Source organism: Actinomycetota bacterium (assembly GCA_036280995.1).
Lineage (GTDB): Bacteria > Actinomycetota > CALGFH01 > CALGFH01 > CALGFH01 > CALGFH01.
Window position 1 is genome coordinate 1 of record DASUPQ010000583.1, and the last position, 22,639, is coordinate 22,639.

The following is a 22,639-nucleotide window of genomic DNA, read 5'->3' on the forward strand; positions in this document are numbered from 1 at the left end:
GGCCACGGACCCGGTCGATCAGGGGCGGCGTGGCCAGCACGGCCGGGAGCACCACCCGCTCGGCCTCCAGCACCTCGCAGGCGGCGGCCAGGGCGTCGGGGCCGTGGCCGCGGGCCACCCAGGCGGCGCCGTCCAGGCCGAGCTGGCGGGCCTCGGCGAGCTGGTCGGCCAGGTACGGCCGGCCGGCGCGGCTGGCCGCCCGCTGGCTGAGCAGCGAGCTCCGGGGGCCGCCGTTGCCGCGGGCCCGCTCGTAGGGGTCGAGCAGGTACAGCTCGGGCGAGCGGTCGAACAGCACCAGCCGGGCGCCCTCCCGGGCCGCGACGGCGTACGCGGCCTGGCGGGTCGCCTGGTAGGCGGGGTCGAGCCCGTCGTCGGTGGCGGCGAGCACGACCGCCGCCGGCCCGACCCGCTGGCCGGCCCCGGCCGGCAGCTCGAGGGGCGGCCCTGGGACCTCGGAGGGCCGCTCGACGCTGGCCGCGGCCGGCGGGGTCAGCCGCAGGGGCGGCAGCTCGGCCGGGTCGGCGAAGGGCAGCCGGGCGGTCGAGCGCAGCTCCCCGGCCGCGAACGCGACCGCGGCCAGCTCCAGCCGGCAGCGGTCGCACGCGGCCAGGTGGGCGTGCACGGCGGCCGCCGCCTCCGGCGGGAGCTCGCCGGCCAGCAGCGCGGGCAGCTCGTCGTGGACATGGTCGTTCATGTGCTCGTCTCCGTGCCGGCCGGGGTCCGCGGTTGCCTCCGCCAGGCACGGGTCATCGTAAACTGCCGCGCAGGATGGCGGAGGGCATCGACCACCGGCTCACCCGGCGTTACCTCGACCGGCGGGTCGACGGGCGGATGGTCGCCCTGATCGAGCGAGAGCTGGCCGGGGCCGGTTCGGTCCTGGACGCCGGCTGCGGCTCGGGCCTGTACGGCCCCGCCCTGCGCCGCCGGGCGGCCTCGGTGACCGGCATCGACCACGACCCGGCCCTGTGCCGCCAGGCCGAGGCCACCGGCGCCTACGACCGGGTGGTGTGCGCCCCGGTGGCGAGGGTGGCCGAGCACCTCGACCCCGCCGAGGTCGTGTTCTGCAGCGAGCTCATCGAGCATGTTCCCCGGGCGGAGCTGCGCCCGACCCTGGACGCCCTGGAGGCCGCGGCCACCGCCAAGGTCGTCATCACCGTCCCCAACCGCCTGTTCCCCCACGCCCACGTGGACCCGACCCACGTCCTCCGCTACCGCCTGGGCGGGCTGCTGGCCGAGCTCAACCGGAGCGGCCGGTTCGCCTACACGCTTCACCCGCTCGGGTTCGCCGAGCACTGGCGCCAGCGGATGTGGTGCCGGCCTCTTGATGCAGTCGCGCGGCGGGTCGCGGTGTGCTCACCGACAGTGCTGTACCTGGGGAGATCGCGTGGGTCGGGGGCGGGGTTCGGCCAGGGACCCGGGTCCGGTCCGGGGTCGGGGTCTGGTTCGGGGGTCCGGCGATAGCGGGCGGTCCGGGGCTGCCGGCGCCGGCTTCGGCCAACGCCCTGGCCCTGCTGCGCTTCCCCGACCGGCGGACCACCTGGGCGGTGGTGGCCGCCGCCACCCTGGCCGACCCTGTCGACCGACTCGACGACCGGCTGGCCGCCCTCCACCGGGTGGTCCCGATGACCGGGGCGCGCCTCCACGGTGAGGTCTGGCACCCGGGTTCGCCCGCGGAGGCCTTGATCGTCGACGGCGATCCCCTGGACGCCCTCGCCCTGGTCGGCCGCTTCGACCTGGCGACCCAGCCTCCCCTGCGGGTCGTGGTCGGGTCGGGTGGTCGGCGCCTGGCCGCGGCCTGCCACCATGCCGCCTTCGACGGCCTCGGGCTGCTCGCGCTGCTGACGGCCCTGGTCGGGGGCGCGGAGCAGGAGGGTGTCGGCCGCGACAGCGGGGATCTGGACCCCGATCGGGGGGCTGTGGACGGCCGCGGGAACCCGATCGCCGGTTCGGGGCGGCGGCGGCCGGCCCCGGAACTACGAGGGTTGGTGGGGCGGCTGGTGCGGCCGGCCGACCGGGTGGCGCCGTCATTGAGTCGGCCGGGGCGGGAGACGCTGGTCGTGCGGGAGGTCGACCTGGCCGGGGCGGGGGTGACGGCGCGGCTGGTGGACGCGGCCGTGGCGGCGGCCGGGGCGCGCAACGAACGGCTCGGGCGGCCCTGGCGGCGGGTCGGGGTGAACGTCGGACTCGCCGGGCCGGAGGGGAGATGCAGCGCGCTCCAAGGGGAAGCCGGTACGTCCCAAGGGCAAGGCGGCGCGGTCCGAGGAGAGGCCGATCCGCTCCCAGGGGGAACCGGTGCCCTGCCCGGGAACTCGTCGCGGTACCGGCGGCTCGACCTGACGCCCGGGGAACCGTCCGGGCCGGCGTTGGCGGCGGCCTTGGCGAGTCCGAGGGAACCGCTCGATCAGGTGTGGTCGCCGCGGTTCGGGTGGCTGCTGGAGCCGGTGGCCGGGCGGTTCTCGGACTCGCTGCTGGTGTCCAACCTGGGGCGGCGGGAGGTGCCGGGGGCGACCCGGCTGGACTTCCTTCCGGTGGCCAGGGGGCGTTCGGCGGTGGCCGTGGGGGCGGTCGGGCTGGCCGGAGGGGTGGCCACCGTGTCGGTGCGGGCCAGGGACCTGTCGTCGGAGGATGCCGAGGCGCTGCTGGCCGACCTGGTGGACCGGCTGGCGGCGGGTTCCTGACTGGCGTCGTCGTGCCGGCCGGCCACGGCACCGGCCAGGTAGGCGGCCAGCTCGACCGAACGCATGACCGCGATCCCGGCCGCCACCACCGGCTCGGCCAGCAGGCGGCGGCGGTGCCGCCACACCGCGCGGGTGGCCGCCCTGGCCTGGGCGGCCAGCGCGCCGGGGTGGGCGCGCCGGTAGGCGAGCAGGCCGCGGCCGTAGTAGAAGCGCTTGCCGGCCAGCCCGGCCAGGGTGAGGCGGCCCTCGTGGTGCAGGATCAGCCCGTCGGACAGGGCGATCCGCGCCCCGTGGTCGAGCATGCGCCGGTGCAGCTCGGCGTCCTCGGTGCCGGTCAGCCAGGGGGCGAACCCGCCGGTGTCGCGCAGGTAGCCGGTGCGGACGAGCCGGGGCCAGAGCAGCTCGGGCTCGTCGCGCAGGCAGCGCCGCTCCAGGGTCCGGCAGCGGGTCCAGAACCCCGGCCCGACCGACTCCTCGGGGATGGCCACCCCGACCGCGCCGGCCGCCGCCCCGGCCCGGACGGCCCGCTCGACCACCTCGGGGCCGAGCTCCATGTCGGCATCGACGTAGCACACCCACTCACCGGCGGCGTGGTCGATGCCGAGGTTGCGCTGGGCGCTGCGCTCCGGCCCGCCTCGCAGGGCCAGGTCGGCCAGGCGCTCGGCCACCGCCCAGGTCGCGTCCGTGGAGCCGTTGTCGACCACGATCAGCTCCAGGGCCGGCCAGGTCTGGGCCCGGACGGACCGCAGGCAGGTCTCGATCGTGCGCCCGGCGTTGCGGGTCGGAACCACCACCGACACCAGCGGCGTCACGGCCGCTCCTCCGGCGGGGGAAGGGCCGGCGCCGCGGCGGAGCCGCCGTCGTCCTCGCCGCCGGCCGTCGCCCCCCGGACCTCACGCAGGACCCCGATCACCAGCAGGGCGAGGCCGGCGCCGGCCAGGTAGTGGGCGACCAGGTTGCCCTCCACGAACCCGGGCCCGACCGCGTCGGCGGCCGGCAGGCCCCGGGCCAGCACCACCAGCGGCACCAGGCCGAGCAGCAGCACGGCGATCACCAGCAGGTCCCTGGGCGTGGGCCGGCTCACCAGGTCGTAGACCACGAACGCGGCCCCCGCGACCAGCCCGATCCCGCCGCCCAGCAGCCACAGCACCCCGACCAGCAGGGCCCGCTCCAGCACCGTCCGCAGGCTCATGGCCGCCACCGCCGCGGCCGCCACCCGCTCAGCAGCACGACGACCAGGACCAGCCCGGCCGCCGAGGCCGCGAACGCCCACCCGGCCGTCCGCTGGGGCGCGAACGCGACCTCGAAGCGGTGGGGTCGCTGGTCGGTGATCCGCCACCCCACCGAGTAGCCGTCCAGCAGCAGCGGCGGCCCCAGCGGCCGGCCGTCCATGGTGGCCCGCCAGCGCCGGTCGTAGCCCTGGCCGACGACCAGGCAGTAGGGGCCACCGGCTTGCCCGGCGTGGACGGTCATGCCGGCCGGCGAGCGCTCGGTGACCCGCAGGGCGGCCGGGGCTGGCAGGGGTGCCAGCCGCGAGGCGGGGGCCGGCGACGACAGCCCCAGCAGGTCGACCAGCCAGCCGGGGCTGGACCGGACCCGGTGGTCGCCGGCGCCGAGCCGCAGGGGCCCGTCGCAGCCGCGGACGGGCAGGGCCTCGCCGGCGGCCAGGTCACCGACGGTGCCGGCCAGCCGCACCTGGAGCGGGTCGCCGTCGACCCTGGCCAGCTCGACGCAGCCCCGCAGGGGCCGCGACGACGGCGCCGCCGGGATGCGGGCCCGGCCCGCCGTCAGCTCGCTGATCCGCACCTGGCCGCCCAGCCCGGCCACCCTGTCGATGGTCAGCCGCAGCCGCCGCACCCTGGTCTCGGGGAAGTCGACCCGGGACCGTCCCTGCTTCAGGTTGACCAGGAACGGCGTGCCGCCGTTGACCGAGACCTCGGCGGCGGTGATGGCGTCCACCCCGACCAGCCCCTTGGGCACGGACTGGAGCACGTCGACGTGGTCGAGCCGCTCGCCGGGCAGGCGCAGCTCGATCCACTCGCCGGGCCCGCGGCCGTCCGGCACCCAGGCGCTGTCCGGGTCGCCGTCCAGGGCCTGGGAGGCCCGGGCCCCGACCTCGTCGAAGAAGCGGGAGGAGGAGCTGGCCACGACCCTGCCGGAGGCGCCGGCGAGCCGGTCCACCACCGGGTCGGGCAGCCCCGGCCCGGCCGCGGCCAGCCCGCCGACGGTGAAGTCCCGCGCCGCCGGTAGCCACAGCTCGCGGTCGAGCACCCGCTCCTCGTCGTGGAAGCGGTCGCCGGCCTCGCCGGCCGCCCTGGTCAGGACCACGTCGATCGGGGCGGCGTCGAGCCGGGCCCGGTCGGCCTCCGGGAGGGCGCCGGCCAGCCGGCGCAGGGTCCGGGGCAGGCGGGCGACCTGGCGGACCTCGACCCCGGGCACGCCGATCTCCCAGAAGCCCACCGGGTTGAGGCCGACCCCGCGGACCTGGGTGATCTCCACGGTCACGCTGGTGGTGGTGGCGTCCGGCACGTCGACCCGGACCTCGGGCTCGGCCGGCACCGGGACCTCGACGGCGCCGGCGTCGACCCGGACCCGGACCCCGGCGACCTCCACGCCCGGCTCGGACAGCACCGGGCGGAGCATGATCGACCCCACCTCGACCGGCTCGGACAGGCGGACGGTGACCGACTGGCCGACGGCGCCGCCGAAGTCGCCGGTCGTCCAGGCGGTCCGCCGGTCGCCGTCGAAGGCGTGCTCCGGCTTGCCGAACGGGGTGGCGGTGAGCAGCGAGCCCGACCCGGTGGCGGTCACCGACGCCGCCCCCTCCAGACGGGTGACGGTCTGGCTGTCCGGGTCGCCGAACAGGGTCAGGGTCGAGGTGGGCAGCGGCTGGTCGGCCCGGAGGGTGGGCGAGTAGTTCTGGCCGGTGCGGAAGCTGCCCCAGGCCCGGCGCCGGTTGCTGTCGGAGACCACCACCCGGGCTCCGCCGGCCAGCGACTCGGCCAGCTCGGCCGGGGTGACGGAGCCGAGCAGCCGGAACGCCGGCTCGCCCTTGGCCAGCCCGAGGCGGACCAGCGACCCGATGGCGAAGTTGTCGCCGTCGACCAGCATCGCCCCCCGGGTCGGCTCGGTCCGGACGATCGGCCGGGGCCGGGCCACGGCGTAGCGCTGCAGCGGCGGCAGGTCGGCGTCGGCCAGCGCCTGGTCGGGCGGGTAGAAGTCGGAGACCGGGGCCACCGTGTGCTCGCCGGGGCGGCCGTAGGACTGGACCAGGTCGAGCGAGGGGTCGCCGGCCAGGCGCTCGGCCACCACCGAGGGCCGCGGCCCGCCGAACGCCTCCCAGCGCTGGTCGTTGCGGACCACCACCTCGGCCACGCCCAGGTAGCGGGCCATGGCCGCGACCACCTCGGGGTCGGCGTCGCCGGTGCTCAGCGGCAGGTCGAGGGCGGCCAGGAAGTTGGTCTGCTCGAAGGAGCCGTTGGGCACGGTGGTCCGGACCACCGAGGGCCGCGACAGCAGCGACAGGTTGACGTCGTCGGGCCCTTCCATGCCCCAGCGGTAGGCGGTGTTGCTGGCCCCTGGGGCGAGCAGCACCCGGGTGTCGGCCGACCCCGCGTTGACGTCGGCGGCCAGCTGGTGCCAGTAGCCGGGGACCTGGTAGCGGATCGGGTACAGCCCGCCCGTCCAGGCCGGCAGCACCGACACGGCCAGGATCACGGCCACGCCGGCGGCCGCCACCCCCCGCCACGGTCGTTCGGCCTTGGCGCTCCGGCGGAACAGCTCGGCCGCCCCCAGGGCGAGCAGCAGCGCGTACGCCAGCGCGACCAGCGCTCCCGCCTTGTTGGTGGTGCGGAAGGCGATCGCCCCCGGGACCCGGTCGAAGGCGGCCGACAGTAGCCGCCCGAACGGCGTCGGGGCGGCCGGCGGGAACAGCCCCACCATCACCGGGACGGCCACGGCCAGCAGCAGCACCGCCAGGGCGCGGGCCCTGGCCCTGGCCAGCAGGGCGCAGGCGGCGGCCACGACCGGCAGGGCGAAGCTGGCCACCAGGGCCAGCGGGCTGGTCAGGTAGGCGGCCGCGCCGGGCATGGCCAGCCGGCCGTCCTGCTGGAAGTACATCACCCAGAAGCCGAGCAGCCGCAGGGTCTCGGCGTAGGAGGAGGTGCTGGCCACGTTCTCGGGGCGCTCGGTGAAGGCGGCCACGGCCTCGCCTGTCTCCCCGGCCATGGCCGCCGGGACCAGCCAGTACAGGGAGACCAGCAGGGCCAGGCCGGCGCAGCGCAGGGTGGGGCCCAGGAGCCGGCGCCAGGCGGTGCGCTCGGTCAGCCGGAGGTAGAGCAGGTAGGAGGGGACGGCCAGGCACATGAACAGGGCCACCACGCCGGCGTTCATGCCCGTCATCAGGAGGAAGATCAGGGCGAAGGCGGCCGGCCAGCGCCACGACCCCGGGGCCGACGCCCACCGGGAAGGGACGGGTGCAGGCCGCACGGCCTCGACCTCGGCCGGAGAGGCCTCGGCCGGGGCCTGCACCGCCCGGACCAGGGCGAGCAGCAGCCAGGGGAGCAGGGCGTAGGGGACGAGCACGGGGAGGGTCGCGCCGGCCACGACCACGTACGGGTTGGCCACGTACACCGCCGCCGCCGTCACCCGCCCGGCGGCCGAGGAGCGCTCGCCGGCCAGCAGGTGGAACAGCCGGACCACGCCCCAGCCGGCGACCAGCAGCAGCAATCCCCGCCAGACCCGCAGCACCAGCCAGGCGGGCAGGCCGAGGGCGTCGATGGCGGTCACGGCCAGGCTCACCGGGAGCAGGCCGGTCTGGAAGTTCGGCTGGCCCAGGTACGGGTCGGGGTTCCAGGTGGACAGGGTCCTGGCCAGCGTCCGGGCCGGGGCCAGGTAGACCTCCGGCTTGGTGTCGGGCGTGAACCAGCCCTGGTCGGTGCCGACCACGGCCGTGCCCACCAGCAGGCCGAGCACCAGGTAGGCGAGGGCCTCCCACGACATGGCCCGCCGCGCCTCCGGTTCCGGGGCGGCCTCCTCGGGCCGCCGGACCCGCACCAGGTCGCTGCTCACGGAACCACGGGGGTCGGGGCCGGGGGGCGGCTCAGGCGGCGCCGCAGCAGCCACCAGCCGGCGGCGGCGAGGGCCACGGCCACGGCCAGGGCGGTGCCGGCGACCTGGGCCACGCTGCCGTGGAGGGGGCCGGCGACCAGGGCGACCTCGGCGACCAGGGCGACCGCCACCGCCCGGCCCATGCGCCGGTCGCGGGTGGCGATGCCCTCGAACAGCAGCAGCTGGACCAGGGCCAGGGCGGTGCCCAGGGCGGCGAACAGGGGCAGCAGCGGCCCCAGCCCGGCGTAGCCGGCGCCGAGCACGGGCACGATCAGCCCCAGCCCGTCGGCCAGGACGAGGCCGCCGGCCAGCAGCCCGCCGAACCCGGCGATCAGCCCCGCCGACCCACCCAGCAGGCGCCGCGGGTCAGCCGCCCCGACCAGCCGCGGGAAGATCACCGTGACCACGAACTGAGGCGCCCAGAAGGCGATCTTGGCCACCACCGCCCCCAGCGCATACCGCCCGGCGGCCGCCCGGTCCAGGTAGTGCCGGGCCAGCAGCACGTCCACGTTCGCCAGCAGGAACAACCCCAGCAGCCCGGTCGTGGCCGTTCCGACCTCCCGCCACCACCCGGCCCCTGGGCGGCCGGTGCCCGGCGTCGAGGGCGCCGAGTTGTCCACACCCCCCGGCGCTGTCGGTCGGGGCGCCGGCTCCGGGTCCACGGGCGCCGGGTTGTCCGCGCCTCCTGGTGCGGTGGTGGCGAGGCGGAGGCCCGCCAGGGCGGCGAGGACGGCGCCGGCGGCGACCCCGGCCATGGCGCCGCTGACGCCGAGGCCGGCGGCGACCAGGGCGAGGCCGGCGGCCAGCTTGACGGCGGCCCCGGTGACCATGACGGCGGCCAGGGCGGCGAACCGCTCCCGGCCCTGGAGGAGTCCCTGCACGGCGAACAGCAGCGGGGTCGGGGCCAGGGCCAGGGCCAGCCAGGCCACCGGTACGGCCGAGTCCAGGTGCAGGAACAGCACCAGCCCGGGCCCGAGCAGGACGGTGAGGACGACCAGTCCGGCCCCGGCCCGCCCGACCAGCCACCCCACTCCCGGCCAGGCGGTCCCCCCGGCCAGGGTGGTGCGCCGGGCCACGACCGCCTGGAGGGCCAGCCCTGGGACACTGCCGACCAGCACGAGGGCGAGCAGGGCGGCCAGGGCGCCGTAGGCCTCGGGCCCGAGCAGGAACGCCATGACCACGTTGAAGGCGTAATTGCCGGCGTTGGCCACGGCCATGCCGGCGGCCAGCACGAGCGCATCCCGGCGAAGGGACCGGCTGCGCGGGACGGCCGTGTCGGACTCGGTCACAACTGCGCAGTCTATGTCTTTTCGGGCAATGTTTGTGTAGTGTTCAAGCCCGGTTGTTACCGGCTGGTAGGGAGGCTGCGATGGCGCGCCGGGTCGGCTTCGTCCTCGTCTTCGTTGGGCTGTTCCTGCTGTTCTTCGGGCTGTTCGAGCGCTTCTACGCCTACCCGCGGCTGAAGAAGGCGCCGCTCGACCAGTACTCGACGCCGGTGGCCACCGGGACCGGCACCTACTTCAACCGCAGCCCCGACCGGCTCGAGGAGGTCACCGGCGCCCAGCTCCTGAACAAGCGGGTCGTCCGGGGCGACGTCGCCGCCGGCACCGACGAGGTGGCGGTCTGGGACTCCTTCAACAGCACCATCGACACCGCCGACCAGGGCGTGATCACCGCCACCCAGGAGCGGATCGCGCTGGACCGGGTGACCGCCCAGTCGGTCCAGTGCTGCGGCGAGAACCCGCGCCACCAGGGCCTGACCCTCAAGTTCCCGTTCGGCACCGAGAAGACCACCTACCAGTTCTGGGACGGCCCGGCCCAGCGGGCCCTGCCCGCCGCCTACACCCGGACCGAGCGGCTCGAGGGCGTCGACGTCTACCGGTTCGAGCAGCGCATCGACCGCCTCGACGTCGGCGACCAGGAGATCCCCGGGGCGCTGGCCGGCGACCCCGACACCCCGAGCCTCCAGACCAACATCATCTACACCAACCTCAAGACCCTGTGGGTCGAGCCGGCCACCGGCATCATCGTCAAGGCCCAGCAGGACGTCTCCCAGGTGCTGGAGACCCCGGGCGGTGAGCAGGTCCTGACCCTGCTCGACGGCACCCTCACCTACGACGAGGCCACCGTCAGCGCCAACGCCGACGACGCGGCCAGCGGCGCCACCCGCCTTCGCCTGCTCGGCACCATCCTCCCGGCGGTGGCCCTGTTCCTCGGCCTGATCGCGGTGGCGGCCGGCCTGGTCCTGCTCCGCTCCCCCGAGGGCCGCCGGGTCGCCCGGGGCGAGCAGCGCCCGGCCGACGCGGTCTGACCAGGGCAAGGCCCGAGGGCCTGGAGCGCCCGGAGCCGATGGGTCGCGAGCCCGCGGGCCCCGAGCCAGGCCACCCGGTGGACCTGGCGCCAAGGGGGCCGGAGGGGGGTGGGCCAACCCTGCCCGGGTGGGTCGGTCGCCGGGTCGGGGTCCTGGTCGGCGTGGTGCTCGCCCTGCTCGCTCTCGGCCCGCTGCTGGTCCGGGGGTACGTGCTCACCTACGACATGGTGTTCGTCCCCCGGCTGGACCTCACCCGCGGCCTGCTCGGCCTCGACACCGCCGTGGCCCGGGCGGTCCCGGCCGACCTGCTGGTCGCCCTGGCCAGCCGACTGGTCCCGGCCGACCTGGTCCAGAAGCTCCTGCTCGCCGGGGTGTTCGTTGGCGCCGCCGCCGGCGCCGCCCGCCTGGTTCCCTCGCCCGCCCCCTTGGCCAGGGTGGCCGCGGCCGCCCTCTACGCCTGGAACCCGTTCCTGTACGAACGCCTGATCATGGGCCACTGGGGCCTGCTGGTCTCCTACGCCGCCCTCCCCTGGGTCGCCCGCGCCGCCATCGACCTCCGGGCGGGCAGGCCCGGCGTGCTCCGCCGCCTGGTCCTGACCCTGGCCGTCGCCGCCGCCGGCAGCCCTGCCGGCGGCCTGATCGCGGCCGCCATCGCCCTGTGCGTCGCCGCGGCCCCTCGATGGCCCAGGGCAGGGGCGGGGTCCGGCCCGGGGGCGGGGTCCGGGGCGGGGTGGGCGGGTTCCGGGCGAAAGGCGGGGTCAGGGCGAGGGTCGGGACCCGGGCCTGAGGCGGTGGAATCGGGGGCTGTGGACAGCCGCGGGAACCCGATCGCCGGTTCGGCTACGCTCCCCCTCCGGGGGGCCGAACCGCGGGTCGCCGGGTTGGAGGCCGCCCCCCGGCCCTGGCCTGCGTCCCCACCCCAGCCCGGGTCCCGACCCCTCCCCGGCATCGGAATCGTCGCCGTGGTGGGGCTGCTGATGAACCTGCCCTGGCTGGTGCCGAGCCTGCTGCGGCCCGGGGGGGTGCCGGTGCGGCCGGAGGGGGTCGAGGCGTTCGCGGCCCGGCCGGACGGGCCGCTGGGGACGGTGGGCAGCCTGGTCGGGCTCGGGGGGATCTGGAACGCTCTGGCCGTGCCGCCCGGGGTCGGGACCTGGCCGTGGCTGGCCGGGCTGGCGGTGGTGCTGGGCGTGGCCGGGGCCGGGCTGCCCCTGCTGTGGCGGCGCTGGCCGCCGGGGGTGGCCGTGGGGCTGCTGGTGGCCGCCGGGGCCGGGCTGGTGCTGGCCGCGGCGCCGGCCGTGCCCGGGCTGCGGGCGCTGGTCGAGCTGGTGGTGACGGAGCTTCCCGGGGGTGGGCTGGTCCGTGACAGCCACAAGTTCGTCGCCCCCCTGGCCGTGGTGGAGGCGGTCTGCTTCGGGCTCGGGGTCGAGCGGCTGCTTCCCGCCCTGCCCGTGCGCTGGGCCCGACCCGCCGCGGTCGGTCTGGTCGCCGCGCCGGTGCTGCTGCTGCCCGCCCTGGCCTGGGGCGGGGCCGGCCGGCTGGCCGCGGTCGACTACCCGCCGGCCTTCGCCGAGGCCAGGGCGGCCATGGCGGCCGACCCGGCCCCGGGTGCGGTGCTGGTCCTGCCCTGGCACCTCTACCAGCCGTTCGCCTGGAACGGCGACCGGGTGGTGCTCGACCCGGCCCAGCGCTGGTTCACCCGCCGGGCGGTCGGCAACGACGACCTGGAGCTGGTCGGCCTCACCGTCCCCGGCGAGGATCCCCACGGGAGCCGCCTCGGCCCCCTGGTCCGGGGCACCGCGCCCCTGGCCCCGCCGGCCCTGCCGGGCGCCGGGATCCGCTACGTGCTGGTGTTCAAGGAGGGCGACTGGCGGGCCTGGACGGCGCGCCTGGACGGCCTCGTCCCGGCCCTCGACCGGCCCGAGCTGGCTCTCTACCGGGTGCCGGGGCGGCCGGCCGAGGTGCGCTTCCCGACCCCTCCGGCCGCCCCCGTGGTCGCGGCCGACCTGCTGGCCGTGGCCGTGCTCATCGGGGTTTGCGCCGGTCCGACCCTTCCTTTCCGACCGCGCCGGTTGGTATCCTCTGCCCGACATCGCCAAGGAGGTCCCGAATGAGCGGGTTGACCCTGCGGGCCCTGGCCGCGCTGGCCGCCGGTGCGCTGGTCCTGGCCTTCGTCGCCTCGCTGGTCCTGGTCTCCAGCCAGAACGCCTCCTCGGTCTCGACCAAGCCCCTGGTCGTCTACGGGTCGCGCTAGCTGGTCGAACCTGGTCAGGCGGTCGCCCGGCCGGCGGCCGGCTCCTCCCCCGCGGGGACCTGGGCGTCCGCCGGCTGGCCGTGGGCGGCGGTCGCCGCGTCCAGCACCGCCGCGAACCCGGCCACCGCCTCGGGCCAGGTGAAGCGGGCCGCATGGGCCCGGGCCGCCTCGCCGAGCCGCTCCCGCAGGTGCCGGTTGAGCAGGACCCAGGCCAGGTGGCGGGTGAACTCCTCCAGGTCGTCGGCGAGCAGGCCGGTGGTGCCATGCACCACCGACTCGCGCAGCCCCCCGGCGGCCCGGAAGGCCACCGTCGGGGTCCCGCTGGCCGCCGCCTCGAGCACGGCCAGGCCCCAGCCCTCCTTGACCGACGGCATGGCCAGGGCCCAGGAGCTGGCCAGCAGCCGCTGCTTGGTCTCCTCGTCCACCCAGCCGAGCAGCTCGACCGCGTCCTGGAGGCCGAGGCGCTCGACCGTCTCGCGCAGGCGCGGCTCCCAGTAGCCCTGCCCGGCCACCAGCACCTTCAGCTCCGGCAGGTGGGGGCGGATGCGGGCGGCGGCCTCCAGGGCGAGCTCGACCCGCTTGTGCGGGACCAGGCGGCCGAGCACGCAGACCGACGGGTAGGGAGTGCGGGGGACGGCCGCGGCCGGGCCCGGCAGGGCCGTGCCGTTGTGGACCACGGTGACCGCGGCGGGGGCGACGCCCAGGCCGACCAGCTCGCGGCGGGTCGCGTCGGAGACGGCGACGTAGCGGGCGTGCCGGTTGAGCCGCGGGGCGAGCCGGGACTCGATCCACCAGCCGACCCGCGCCTGGAGCGGCGGCAGGACCACCCGCCACTGCTCCCGGTGGACGTGGTGGACGAGGACGACCAGGGGCCGCCGGCACCACAGGGCGGCGAAGAACGGCATGCCGTTCTGAACGTCCACCACCACCTCGTGCCCGCCGAGGCGGCCGGTGAGATGGGCCCACCAGGCGTGCAGGTACACGGTGAGCCGCCCGCCGCGGCGCACAACCCGGACGTCGCCGACCTGCTCGCCGGTGGGGGCGCCCGGGTGGGCGGCGCAGAACAGGGTGACCGGCCGGCCCTGCGCGGCCAGCCCGGCCGCGACCCGCTCCACGAAGACCTCGGAGCCGCCACCCTCGGGATGGGTGGTGTCGCGCCAGTTGAGGATGAGCACGCCAGGCCGGGGTCCGGGACCGGGCGGGCTCGGAGGCTCGTGCGCGGGATCGGCCGTCATCGGCCGGTGACGCTATCCCACTTCCATCCGGGTTTGAACGGCTTTCGACGGATTTGGCGGCGGAAAGCCGGGCGCAAGGCGAGGCAGCCGCCCTGGGTGCAGAGCGGCTGCCTCGGGTGGTCGCCGGAGGCCCCCGGTCCCCCGGCGACGTCTTACGCGGTACGGGTGTGGCGGGCCAGGGCCAGCACGGCCGCCCCGGTGGCCAGCAGGGCGAGCCCGGTGACGAGCAGCTCCGGGGTCCGTGAGCCGGTGAAGGGAAGGGAGCCGGACCCGTCGTCGCCGGCCGAGCCGCCCGTCCCGGCGGTGGAGATGTCCACGACCAGGCGCGAGGGCCCGGACAGGGTCGCCACCGTGATGGGGCGCTCGCGGTCGACGCCGATGCCGTAGCTGACGACGGCCTCGAAGTCGCCCACCTGGGCGAGCTCCTTGACGGCGGGCAGGCCGGGCGAGAAGCGCCGCGGGCTCACGGTGGGGGTGCCGCCCTCCAGCTCGTGGGCGTTGGCGCCCTCGAACACGACCTCGAGGTCGGCTTCGCCGGCCACCGCCACCGTGTTGCCGGACCCGTCCTGGACGAGCTGGTCGACGTAGTCGATGCGGTGCTCGGGCACGGCCCCGCGAAACTCGAAGACCACGCGGTCGAAGCCGGGGTGGCGCCCGGCCCGGACGTCGACGACGGTGGGGGTCTCCTGGGCGCCGGCGGGCGCGGCCGCCAGGGCGAGGACGAGGGCGGCGAGACTGCTGACAACGAGGGTCCGGACGAGCCGCATGACGATCACCTTCTCAGGAAAGCTCCTGGCCAGAGGATCCACCGGTGCGGTCACGGCACGGATGCGGGCGTGCAACCGTGCGGCGGCGCTCGCGACTCGAATTGGTCACGGGGCCGCCGGCACCGGCGTGAGCCGGCGGCCCGGGTTCGGTAGGGTGGCCGCCGACCAGGAGCTGGCCGCTACCGGGCGCCAGCCTCGACGGCGAGGAGACGTGCGTGGCCGAGACCTACGCGACCCTGGAGACCTCCAAGGGGCCCATCCGGGTCCGCCTGTTCCCCGACACCGCCCCCAAGACGGTCGAGAACTTCATCGGCCTGGCCACCGGCGGCAAGCCGTGGCGCAACCCGGCCACCGGCGCCCAGGAGCAGGGCCCCCTGTATGAGGGGACGATCTTCCACCGGGTCATCCCCAACTTCATGATCCAGGGCGGCGAACCGCTCGGGACCGGCCGTGGCGGCCCCGGCTACCAGTTCGAGGACGAGGTCGGCGGCCCCCACCGCTTCGACCGGCCGGGTTACCTGGCCATGGCCAACGCCGGCCCCAACACCAACGGCTCGCAGTTCTTCATCACCCAGGTGCCGACGCCGTGGCTCGACGGCAAGCACACCATCTTCGGCGAGGTCGTCGAGGGCATGGACGTGGTCGACGCCATGGCCGCCGTCGACCGTGACCGGAGCGACCGCCCGATCGAGGAGCTCCGCCTCGAGCGCGTGACCATCGAGCAGGCCGAGTAGCCGACGCCGGGCCCGCGCCGCCTGGTTGACGAGGGCGGCGGGCAGTGCCACCTTCGCTGCAGCAGGACTGCGGAAGGGGCACACATGCAGGCGCGGGCACAGGAGCCGGGGCTGGAGCCGGTTGTCGTCGGGGCGGTGCGGACGCCGGTGGGGAAGCGCAACGGGGCGCTGGCCGGGGTGCATGCCGTCGACCTGGGGGCGGTGGTGCTGCGGGCGCTGGTCGAGCGCAGCGAGGTCGACCCGGTGCTGGTCGACGACGTGATCATGGGCTGCGTGTCCCAGGTCGGGGAGCAGTCGCTGAACGTGGCCCGCAACGCCTGGCTGGCCGCCGGGCTGCCCGAGGAGGTCCCGGCGACCACCATCGACCGGCAGTGTGGCTCCTCCCAGCAGGCGGTCCAGTTCGCCGCCCAGGGGATCATGGCCGGCGGCTACCGGCTGGTGGTGGCCGGCGGGGTCGAGCACATGACCCGGGTGCCGATGGGCTCGACCATGAGCGGTCCCGGGGTGCCCTTCGGGCCGGCCATGCACGACCGCTACCAGGGACGCCTGGTCCCCCAGGGCATCTCGGCCGAGCTGATCACCGAGAAGTGGGGCCTGACCCGCGAGGAGCAGGACGAGTTCGCCCTCCGCTCCCACCGGCGGGCGGCCGCCGCCCAGGACGCCGGCCGCTTCGACCGTCAGCTGGTCCCGGTCGAGGTCCCCGGGCCGGACGGGGGCGAGGGCGGCGGCCCGACCTTGGTGCGGGCCGACGAGGGGGTGCGGCGGGACACCTCCATGGAGAAGCTCGCCGGGCTGAAGCCCGCCTTCCGGCCGGATGGGCAGGTGACGGCGGGGAACTCCAGCCAGATCTCGGACGGGGCGGCCGCGCTGCTGCTGGCCAGCCGGGAGACAGCCGAGCGGCTGGGGCTGCGGCCCCTGGCCCGGTTCGCGGGGTTCGCCCTTGCCGGGGTCGACCCGGTGCTGATGCTCACCGGGGTGATCCCGGCCACCGAGCGGGTGCTGCGGCAGACCGGCCTGGGCATGGACGACCTGGACGTCATCGAGATCAACGAGGCGTTCGCGAGCGTCGTCCTGTCCTGGGGCCGCGAGGTCGAGCCGAACTGGGACCGGGTGAATCCGAACGGCGGGGCCATCGCCCTCGGGCATCCCCTCGGGGCCTCCGGCGCCCGGATCATGACCGACCTGGTCGCCGAGCTGGAGCGCGGGGGCGGCCGCTACGGCCTCCAGGTGATGTGCGAGGGCGGCGGCATGGCCAACGCGACCGTGCTCGAACGGCTGGACGGGTAGGGCCCCGGTGCGGCGGAGCTGGGTACGGCTGGGGCTGCTGGCCGCGGTGGTCGTGGCCGTGGTGCTGGTCGCGCTGGGGCGGGGGGACGTGGTCGTGGCGCTGCTGCTCGGTGGGCTGGTGCTGGCCACCGGGCGGGCGGTGTTCCGGGGCTACTCGACCACCAAGGGGCCGACCGGGCCGCCGGTGGACGTCGCGGAGGAGGGGACCCTGCTCGTGTTCGCCTGCGAGACCTGCGGGGAGCAGCTGGTCCTCCTGCGCAAGGGCACCGACGCGCCGCCCCGCCACTGCGCCGAGAAGATGGTCCTGCGCCGCGTCCCCACCCCGTCGAGCGACCCGGACCCGCGGTTCAACTGAGGCTCACTCGCCGTCGGCGATGCGTTCGGCGCGGTCGCGGAGGGCGCGGAAGTCCTGGTCGCGGCGGTCGTCGCCGACCAGCTTGTCGGTGCTGGTGAAGCCCCAGCCCTGGTACCTGACGGCCACCCGGGACCAGCGCCGGCGCAGCTCGCCGCCGCAGGCCTGGCAGGGGCCGGGGGCGTCGCTGCCGAGCGGCTGGAGATGCTCCTCGGAGGCGCCGCAGGCCCGGCAGGCATACTCGTAGACGGGCATCCACAGGCCTCCCGGCGGGTTGTCCCCAGCCTTATCCCCAGCTGGGGAAGAAATGACAGAGGTGTAGTTCGGCAGGTCAGCGCCGTAGCTTGCTCAGGTCCAGCGCGTCGCCAGGAGCAGCCCGACAATGAGGGGCACGAACCCGATGGCCAGGTTGATGTTGCCCAGGTCGTCGATGAACGGCGGCAGGATCTGCATGTAGAACAGCAGGATGTAGACGAGACCCAGGAGCAGGCAGACGACGATGGTGGGACCGACCCAGGGCGGCGACGGCTTCGGCTTGGGCCGGGGCGGCGGCTGGTACCGGCGCCGCTTGGAGCGGGACTTTGGCATGCGGAAGGTTCCTTTCCCGGGGCGCCGCCCGGCCCGGCGGGGGAGGGCGGCGACGACCAATGATCGTACCTCGGCCGGTCGCCTCGCGGCGACGGTGGCGCTGCTGGCCTGCCTCGGCCTGGCCGGGTGCGCGGGCGGCGGGGCGGACCGCCCGGCGGCCACCACCGTGGCCGAGCCGCTCGGGGCGCAGCCCCTGGTCGCCCGGACCGAGCCCCAGTTCCAGGCCGACCTGGACGCCCTGCGCGGCCGGGTGGTGGTGGTCAACTTCTGGGCGAGCTGGTGTGTGCCCTGCCGGGAGGAGATGCCGGCCCTCGAGCAGGTCAGCCGGGAGTACGCCGAGGCCGGCAAGCCGGTGACCGTCATCGGCGTCGACGCCTCCGACGTCCGCTCGGAGGCGGCCAGGTTCCTCGACGAGGTCGGGGTGACCTATCCGACCGTGTACGACCAGCAGGGCCTGCGCGGGGGCGTGGCCGCGAGCTGGACGGTGACGGGCCTGCCCCAGACCTGGTTCGTGGCCAGGGACGGCAGCCGGGCCGGCCGCATCGCCGGCCGGCTCACCGTCGACGACCTGCGCTCCAGGGTTGACGACCTGCTCGCCGGGGCATGACGGAACACCTCGGAGAGGTGGTTGCCGGCAGGAACCGCGTAGGATGGCTGGCGACCTCGACCTGGCCGCCGGCTGTTCGGAGGTGATGGTGCGGAGGCTGCTTCGCGGAACGGGCTGGACGTTCATCGGCATGGGAAGTTTCGTCCTCTACTTCCTCGTCTACCAGCTCGTGGGGACGAACGCCGTGACCAGTCGCGGCCAGAGCGACCTGCGCAACGAGCTCCAGCGGGAGTGGTCGGCGGTCGCGGCGGCCCCCGCCAAGGCCCCCGATCCCGAGGAGGTGGTCCCCAAGCGGCCCGCCCGGGGCAAGGCCCTGGCCGTCATCGACATCCCCAAGATCCAGCTCGACAACAACGTCGTCGTCGAGGGCGTCGGCCGTGAGGAGCTGCGCAAGGGGCCGGGTCACGTCCCGAGCACGGTCCTGCCCGGGCAGGACGGCACCTTCGGGGTCTCGGGGCACCGCACCACCTACGGCGCGCCCTTCTACCGGCTCAACGAACTGGCCAAAGGCGATACCATCACCGTCGTCACCAAGGAAGCGATCTACACCTACAGCGTCACGCGGACCGCCATCGTCCGACCGACCGACACCCAGGTGCTCGACGACGTCGAGGGACCGGACGGCAAGCCGAAGGCGACGATCACCTTGACCACCTGCCATCCTCGCTACTCGGCCCGACAGCGGCTGATCGTGTTCGGCGACCTCAGCTTCACCTCACCCAACAGCGGCAAGGTGGCGGCGTAGCGATGAGCTGGCGGGGACAGGGCGGCAAGCGGGCCAAGGGGCGCCGCGGCGACCAGGATCCCGAGCTCGACAACAACACCGCCTGGCTGGCCGAGCTGGAGCGGGAGGCCGCCGCCCGGGGCGACGACGAGGAGGACGACTGGGCGCGCACCCTCCGCGGCCGCCGCTCCACCGGCCCCGACCCCGCCGCCGCGCCCGGCCCGCCACCACCCGGGCCGTCCTGGCCGCCCGACCCCGGTCCGCCGCCTCTGGACGACCGCTCCGACGGGCTCGGCGCCGACGGGACCACCTACGAGCCGGACCCAGCCGGTGGCCAAACGACCTACGGCTCGGACGCCTGGTCCGCCGACCCGGCACCGCCGGACCGGCCACAGGACGCCGACCTCGGACCGCCGGCCCCGGACCCCGACTGGTCGTGGCGGCCACCGGCCCCCGACGCGTACGGGGAGCCGGGCGGCACGGCACCCGCCGCCCCCGCGCCCGGCGCCCCCGGGCCGGAGGCGTTCGGGAGCCCGGGGCCGGACGCCGGGTCCGGGACCGACTGGGGCGGGTCGCCGGGGGACCCGGGCGAGGGGGGCTGGCGGTCGGCCGGGGTGGACACGCCGACGGGGACCTGGGAACCGGTGGAGCCGGTCGGGCGCGAGCCGGACTACCCGGCGCTGTTCGGGGAGCTGTACCGGCGCAACGCCGGCCAGCAGGACCCGATCTGGGAGGCGCCGCCGGCTGCCGAGCCGCTGCCCGAGCAGGGGCCGCCCGACCCGCGGCCGGCCTCCTGGCCGTTCGAGGAGACCACCCAGAGCTGGGAGCCGAGCGACGGCTCCTTCGTCTGGCCGGCCGACGAGCTGCCCTCGACCTCGGCCGAGTGGAACACGCCCGCCCCGCCGTCCTGGCTGGACGACCCGGGCGCCGGCGCGGCCCCGCCGCCCGCCGCCCCCTCCGCTCACCCCTCGACCGCTTCCCCGTCCGAGCCGGACCTGGACCAGACGGCCGCCTGGTCCTCGCCGTGGGCCGACCAGCCGGACTCCGGCAACGGCCTGCCCCCGGCCCCCGCCGGACCGCCCTTCGCCTCGCCGGGGCCGGCCGTCGTGCCGCCCGGGCCGCCGCCGATGGTGCCGCCGGGGCCGCCGCCGGCGGACTGGGCTTCGGCCATCCCGACCGACGTGCCCGCGGCCAGGCGGGCGGCCGACCCGGCGTCCACCCGGGCCTGGCGGCCCGACGAGGGGGTCGAGGGCGAGCCGGGCGTGCCCCTCGGCCCCGGTCCCCGGCCGCCAGCCGGCGAGGGAGCGGCGTCGCGCATGGCCAGGCTGCGCGGGCCGGGCGAGGAGGGGGCGGCGTCGCACGCTTCCCGCCTCCAGGCGGCGGCCGGTCAGGCGCCAGCGTCGCCCATGGCCGATCCCGGGTTCGCGTCGCGGGACCCGGTGTCGCGGGCGTTCGGGACCCGGGCCGCCGACCGGGCCGTCCCGGTGCCGGAGATCGAGCCGGACGAGGAGCCGCGCGAGCGCCGGCGGGACCGGCAGCCCGGCGAGCGCCAGGCCAGGGCCTGGCCGCGGATCGTGGCCGTGATCTCCTGGATCGTGCTGGTGATGGTGGTCTGCTGGTTCTACGTGTTCCCGTGGCTGGAGCGGGTGCTTCCAGAGAACTTCTGATCCCGGACGCCGAGCTTGTCTTGCCAGCGCAGGTAGATTGTCCTGACGGCGAGCGACGCCGATACTGCTTGCCAAGCCGGCTGCCGAAACGAGGTGGGACCCACGATGCCCGAGACGACGACGCCTTGGCTCGACAACTACCCGCCGGGCGTCCCCGAGCACGTGGAGCTGCCCAAGGCCAGCCTGGCCGGCCTGCTCGAGGACGCCGCCCGGGACTTCCCCCACGCGCCGGCCCTCCACTTCGAGGGCCGCACCATCTCCTACGCCCAGCTGGCCCAGCAGGCCCGGCGCTTCTCCGGCGTGCTCGCCGGGCTCGGGGTTGGCCGCGGCACCAGGGTCGGGCTGATCCTGCCCAACTGCCCGCAGGCGGTGGTGGCCCTGTTCGGGGCGCTGCGCCTGGGGGCGACCGTGGTCCAGAACAACCCCCTCTACACCGAGCGCGAGCTCGGTCACCAGCTCGCCGACGCCGGGGTCGAGGTGCTGGTCTGCCTTGACCTGGTCTATGACCGGGTCAAGGCGCTGCGCCCCGAGACCGCCATCCGCGAGGTGATCGTCACCTCGGTCCTTGACGAGCTGCCGGGGTTCAAGCGGCTGCTGGCCCCCTACACCAAGAAGGGCAAGGCGGCCAGCGCCAGCATCGGCAAGGACGAGCCGGTCAGGCGCTGGCGCGACGTGCTCGGGTCGGCTCCGGCCGCCCCCGGTCTGGTCGAGGTCGACGCCGACCGCGACCTGGCCCTGCTGCAGTACACCGGCGGCACCACCGGCGTCTCCAAGGGCGTGATGCTCACCCACGGCAACCTCCGGGCCAACGTCGAGCAGGTCCGGGCCTGGTTTCCCGACGCCGACCCCGGCCGCGAGGTCATGATGGCCGTGCTGCCCTTCTTCCACGTGTACGGGCTCACCGTCTGCCTGCTGTTCGGCCTGCGCATCGGGGCCGCCCTGGTCCTGCTGCCCCGCTTCGACCTCGACGGCGTGCTGGCGGCGGTCGACAAGTACCGGCCGACGCTGTTCCCGGGCGTGCCCACCATGTACGTGGCCATCAACAACGCCGTCGAGAAGGGCGGCCACGACCTGTCCAGCATCAAGGCCTGCCTGTCCGGCGCGGCCGCCCTGCCGCTGGAGGTCGCCGAGCGGTTCGAGCGCTTCTCCGGGGGGCGCCTGGTCGAGGGCTACGGCCTGTCGGAGTCCTCGCCGGTGGCCATCGCCAACCCGATCTACGGCAAGCGCAAGGCCGGCACCATCGGCATGCCGCTGCCCGACACCCTGGCCCGGGTGTCCGACCCCGACGACCCTTCTCGGACCATGCCGGTGGGCGAGCCGGGCGAGCTGGCCCTGGCCGGGCCGCAGGTGATGCTGGGCTACTGGAACCGTCCCGACGAGACGGCCCAGGTGCTCCAGGACGGCTGGCTGCTCACCGGGGACATGGCGGTGATGGACGAGGAGGGCTACTTCTCGATCGTCGACCGCAAGAAGGACCTGATCATCGCCGGCGGCTACAACATCTACCCGCGCGAGGTCGAGGAGGTCCTCTACGAGCACCCCAAGATCCTCGAGGTGTGCGTGGCCGGGGTGCCCGACAACTACCGGGGCGAGGTCGTCAAGGCGTTCGTGGTCCTGCGCTCGGGCGAGCAGGCGACCAGCGACGAGATCCGCGAGTTCGCCAAGGGCCGCCTGGCCGCCTACAAGGTCCCCCGGTCGGTCGAGTTCCGCGACGAGCTGCCCAAGACCCTGATCGGCAAGGTCCTGCGCCGCGCCCTGGTCGAGGAGGAGCAGGCCAAGCAGGCCGAGCAGAAGGCGGACAGCGGAGCCGAGACGCCATGAGCGGAACCGGGGCTGCGCCGGGCGACCCGGGCCGGGGGCGGCGGATCCTGGTCGTCGACAACTACGACTCGTTCGTCTTCAACCTGGTCCAGTACCTGGAGGAGCTGGGGGCCGAGACGGTCGTGTGGCGCAACGACGCCGGGACCACGGAGGACGTTCGCGCCCTCGACCCGGACGGGGTGGTGATCTCGCCGGGGCCGGGGCATCCCCGCGACGCCCGGCTCTCGGTCGACGTCGTCCGCGACCTCGGGGCCGAGCTCCCCGTCCTCGGCGTCTGCCTCGGCCACCAGGTCATCGGCCACGTCTACGGCGGCCGGGTGGGCCGCGCCCCCGAGCTGGTCCACGGCAAGACCTCGCCAATCCACCACCGGGGCGCGGGAGTGCTGGCCGGGCTGCCGGTGCCGTTCGCGGCCACCCGCTACCACTCGCTGGTGGTGGAGCGACAGGGCCTGCCCGAGGTGCTGGAGGTGACCGGGGAGACCGCCCAGGGCCTGGTCATGGCCCTGCG

21 protein-coding genes are annotated in these 22,639 nt (G+C 75.8%); 12 read left to right on the top strand and 9 right to left on the bottom strand.

Features of this window, described 5'->3' with window-relative positions:
- The coding region (locus tag VF468_19505) for a zf-HC2 domain-containing protein (protein HEX5880474.1) at positions 1 to 694 on the bottom strand (694 nt) is incomplete at its 3' end.
- 74 nt (positions 695 to 768) lie between these two features.
- On the opposite strand from VF468_19505, the gene VF468_19510 reads away from it, so the two are divergent.
- Positions 769 to 1,461: a class I SAM-dependent methyltransferase gene (locus VF468_19510; protein HEX5880475.1), complete on the top strand. Its 693-nt coding sequence runs from the start codon at positions 769 to 771 to the stop codon at positions 1,459 to 1,461.
- A gap of 940 nt (positions 1,462 to 2,401) precedes the next feature.
- On the opposite strand, the gene VF468_19515 is transcribed toward VF468_19510, so the two are convergent.
- The 4 genes from VF468_19515 to VF468_19530 are packed head-to-tail and all read right to left on the bottom strand — an operon-like array spanning position 2,402 to position 9,076.
- Positions 2,402 to 3,490 carry a glycosyltransferase gene (locus tag VF468_19515; GenBank protein ID HEX5880476.1) on the bottom strand — a complete coding sequence of 363 codons (1,089 nt, stop codon included), beginning with the start codon at positions 3,488 to 3,490 and terminating at the stop codon, positions 2,402 to 2,404.
- Entirely contained in the window at positions 3,487 to 3,870 is a 384-nt protein-coding gene (locus tag VF468_19520) for a hypothetical protein (protein ID HEX5880477.1), read from the bottom strand. Before VF468_19520 ends, VF468_19515 begins: the two co-directional genes overlap by 4 nt.
- Positions 3,867 to 7,748 (bottom strand): alpha-(1->3)-arabinofuranosyltransferase family protein, encoded by a 3,882-nt coding sequence (locus VF468_19525; GenBank protein ID HEX5880478.1) that lies wholly within the window; start codon positions 7,746 to 7,748, stop codon positions 3,867 to 3,869. Before VF468_19525 ends, VF468_19520 begins: the two co-directional genes overlap by 4 nt.
- The gene (locus tag VF468_19530; GenBank protein ID HEX5880479.1) at positions 7,745 to 9,076 is read right to left on the bottom strand and encodes a hypothetical protein; all 1,332 of its coding nucleotides are present in this window, start codon (positions 9,074 to 9,076) and stop codon (positions 7,745 to 7,747) included. The genes VF468_19525 and VF468_19530 overlap by 4 nt, the downstream gene beginning before the upstream one ends.
- An 80-nt stretch (positions 9,077 to 9,156) precedes the next feature.
- Here VF468_19530 and VF468_19535 point away from each other — a divergent pair, with 80 nt between their 5' ends.
- From VF468_19535 to VF468_19545, 3 genes are read left to right on the top strand one after another with little or no spacing between them, the layout of a single operon-like run.
- Positions 9,157 to 10,098 (top strand): DUF3068 domain-containing protein, encoded by a 942-nt coding sequence (locus VF468_19535; GenBank protein HEX5880480.1) that lies wholly within the window; start codon positions 9,157 to 9,159, stop codon positions 10,096 to 10,098.
- Positions 10,099 to 10,136: 38 nt separating this feature from the next.
- On the top strand, positions 10,137 to 12,209 hold the full coding sequence (locus VF468_19540) for a hypothetical protein (GenBank protein ID HEX5880481.1): 2,073 nt from the start codon (positions 10,137 to 10,139) through the stop codon (positions 12,207 to 12,209).
- Positions 12,206 to 12,349 (top strand): hypothetical protein, encoded by a 144-nt coding sequence (locus tag VF468_19545; protein ID HEX5880482.1) that lies wholly within the window; start codon positions 12,206 to 12,208, stop codon positions 12,347 to 12,349. Before VF468_19540 ends, VF468_19545 begins: the two co-directional genes overlap by 4 nt.
- 14 nt (positions 12,350 to 12,363) lie before the next feature.
- Here VF468_19545 and VF468_19550 read toward each other — a convergent pair whose 3' ends face one another.
- Both VF468_19550 and VF468_19555 read right to left on the bottom strand, forming a co-directional pair.
- Positions 12,364 to 13,584, bottom strand: coding sequence for a glycosyltransferase family 4 protein (locus VF468_19550; GenBank protein ID HEX5880483.1), 1,221 nt, complete (start codon positions 13,582 to 13,584; stop codon positions 12,364 to 12,366).
- A gap of 152 nt (positions 13,585 to 13,736) precedes the next feature.
- Positions 13,737 to 14,351, bottom strand: a complete 615-nt coding sequence (locus VF468_19555; GenBank protein HEX5880484.1) for a hypothetical protein — start codon at positions 14,349 to 14,351, stop codon at positions 13,737 to 13,739.
- Positions 14,352 to 14,566: 215 nt separating this feature from the next.
- Here VF468_19555 and VF468_19560 point away from each other — a divergent pair, with 215 nt between their 5' ends.
- The 3 genes from VF468_19560 (at position 14,567) to VF468_19570 (ending at position 16,727) form a co-directional block, all read left to right on the top strand.
- Positions 14,567 to 15,085 carry a peptidylprolyl isomerase gene (locus VF468_19560; GenBank protein ID HEX5880485.1) on the top strand — a complete coding sequence of 173 codons (519 nt, stop codon included), beginning with the start codon at positions 14,567 to 14,569 and terminating at the stop codon, positions 15,083 to 15,085.
- Positions 15,086 to 15,169: 84 nt separating this feature from the next.
- Positions 15,170 to 16,372, top strand: coding sequence for a thiolase family protein (locus VF468_19565; GenBank protein ID HEX5880486.1), 1,203 nt, complete (start codon positions 15,170 to 15,172; stop codon positions 16,370 to 16,372).
- 7 nt (positions 16,373 to 16,379) lie between these two features.
- Positions 16,380 to 16,727 carry a hypothetical protein gene (locus tag VF468_19570; protein HEX5880487.1) on the top strand — a complete coding sequence of 116 codons (348 nt, stop codon included), beginning with the start codon at positions 16,380 to 16,382 and terminating at the stop codon, positions 16,725 to 16,727.
- A 3-nt stretch (positions 16,728 to 16,730) separates the two neighbouring features.
- Here the strand turns inward: VF468_19570 and VF468_19575 are convergent, their stop codons facing one another.
- Together VF468_19575 and VF468_19580 are read right to left on the bottom strand one after the other, a co-directional pair.
- Positions 16,731 to 16,979 (bottom strand): zinc ribbon domain-containing protein, encoded by a 249-nt coding sequence (locus VF468_19575; protein HEX5880488.1) that lies wholly within the window; start codon positions 16,977 to 16,979, stop codon positions 16,731 to 16,733.
- 93 nt (positions 16,980 to 17,072) lie between these two features.
- Complete coding sequence (locus tag VF468_19580) at positions 17,073 to 17,312, bottom strand: cell division protein CrgA (GenBank protein HEX5880489.1); 240 nt, start codon at positions 17,310 to 17,312, stop codon at positions 17,073 to 17,075.
- Between VF468_19580 and VF468_19585 the strand changes: the two genes are divergently transcribed.
- The 5 genes from VF468_19585 to VF468_19605 form a co-directional block, all read left to right on the top strand.
- A complete protein-coding gene (locus VF468_19585; protein HEX5880490.1) occupies positions 17,311 to 17,919 on the top strand; it encodes a TlpA disulfide reductase family protein in 609 nt (202 codons plus the stop codon). The genes VF468_19580 and VF468_19585 overlap by 2 nt on opposite strands.
- A 43-nt stretch (positions 17,920 to 17,962) precedes the next feature.
- Positions 17,963 to 18,664: a class E sortase gene (locus tag VF468_19590; protein ID HEX5880491.1), complete on the top strand. Its 702-nt coding sequence runs from the start codon at positions 17,963 to 17,965 to the stop codon at positions 18,662 to 18,664.
- Between the two features lie 2 nt (positions 18,665 to 18,666).
- Positions 18,667 to 20,310 (top strand): hypothetical protein, encoded by a 1,644-nt coding sequence (locus VF468_19595; GenBank protein HEX5880492.1) that lies wholly within the window; start codon positions 18,667 to 18,669, stop codon positions 20,308 to 20,310.
- Between the two features lie 105 nt (positions 20,311 to 20,415).
- The gene (locus VF468_19600) at positions 20,416 to 22,131 is read left to right on the top strand and encodes a long-chain fatty acid--CoA ligase (protein HEX5880493.1); all 1,716 of its coding nucleotides are present in this window, start codon (positions 20,416 to 20,418) and stop codon (positions 22,129 to 22,131) included.
- On the top strand, positions 22,128 to 22,639 hold a 512-nt coding region (locus VF468_19605; GenBank protein HEX5880494.1), incomplete at its 3' end, for an aminodeoxychorismate/anthranilate synthase component II. The genes VF468_19600 and VF468_19605, both read left to right, overlap by 4 nt.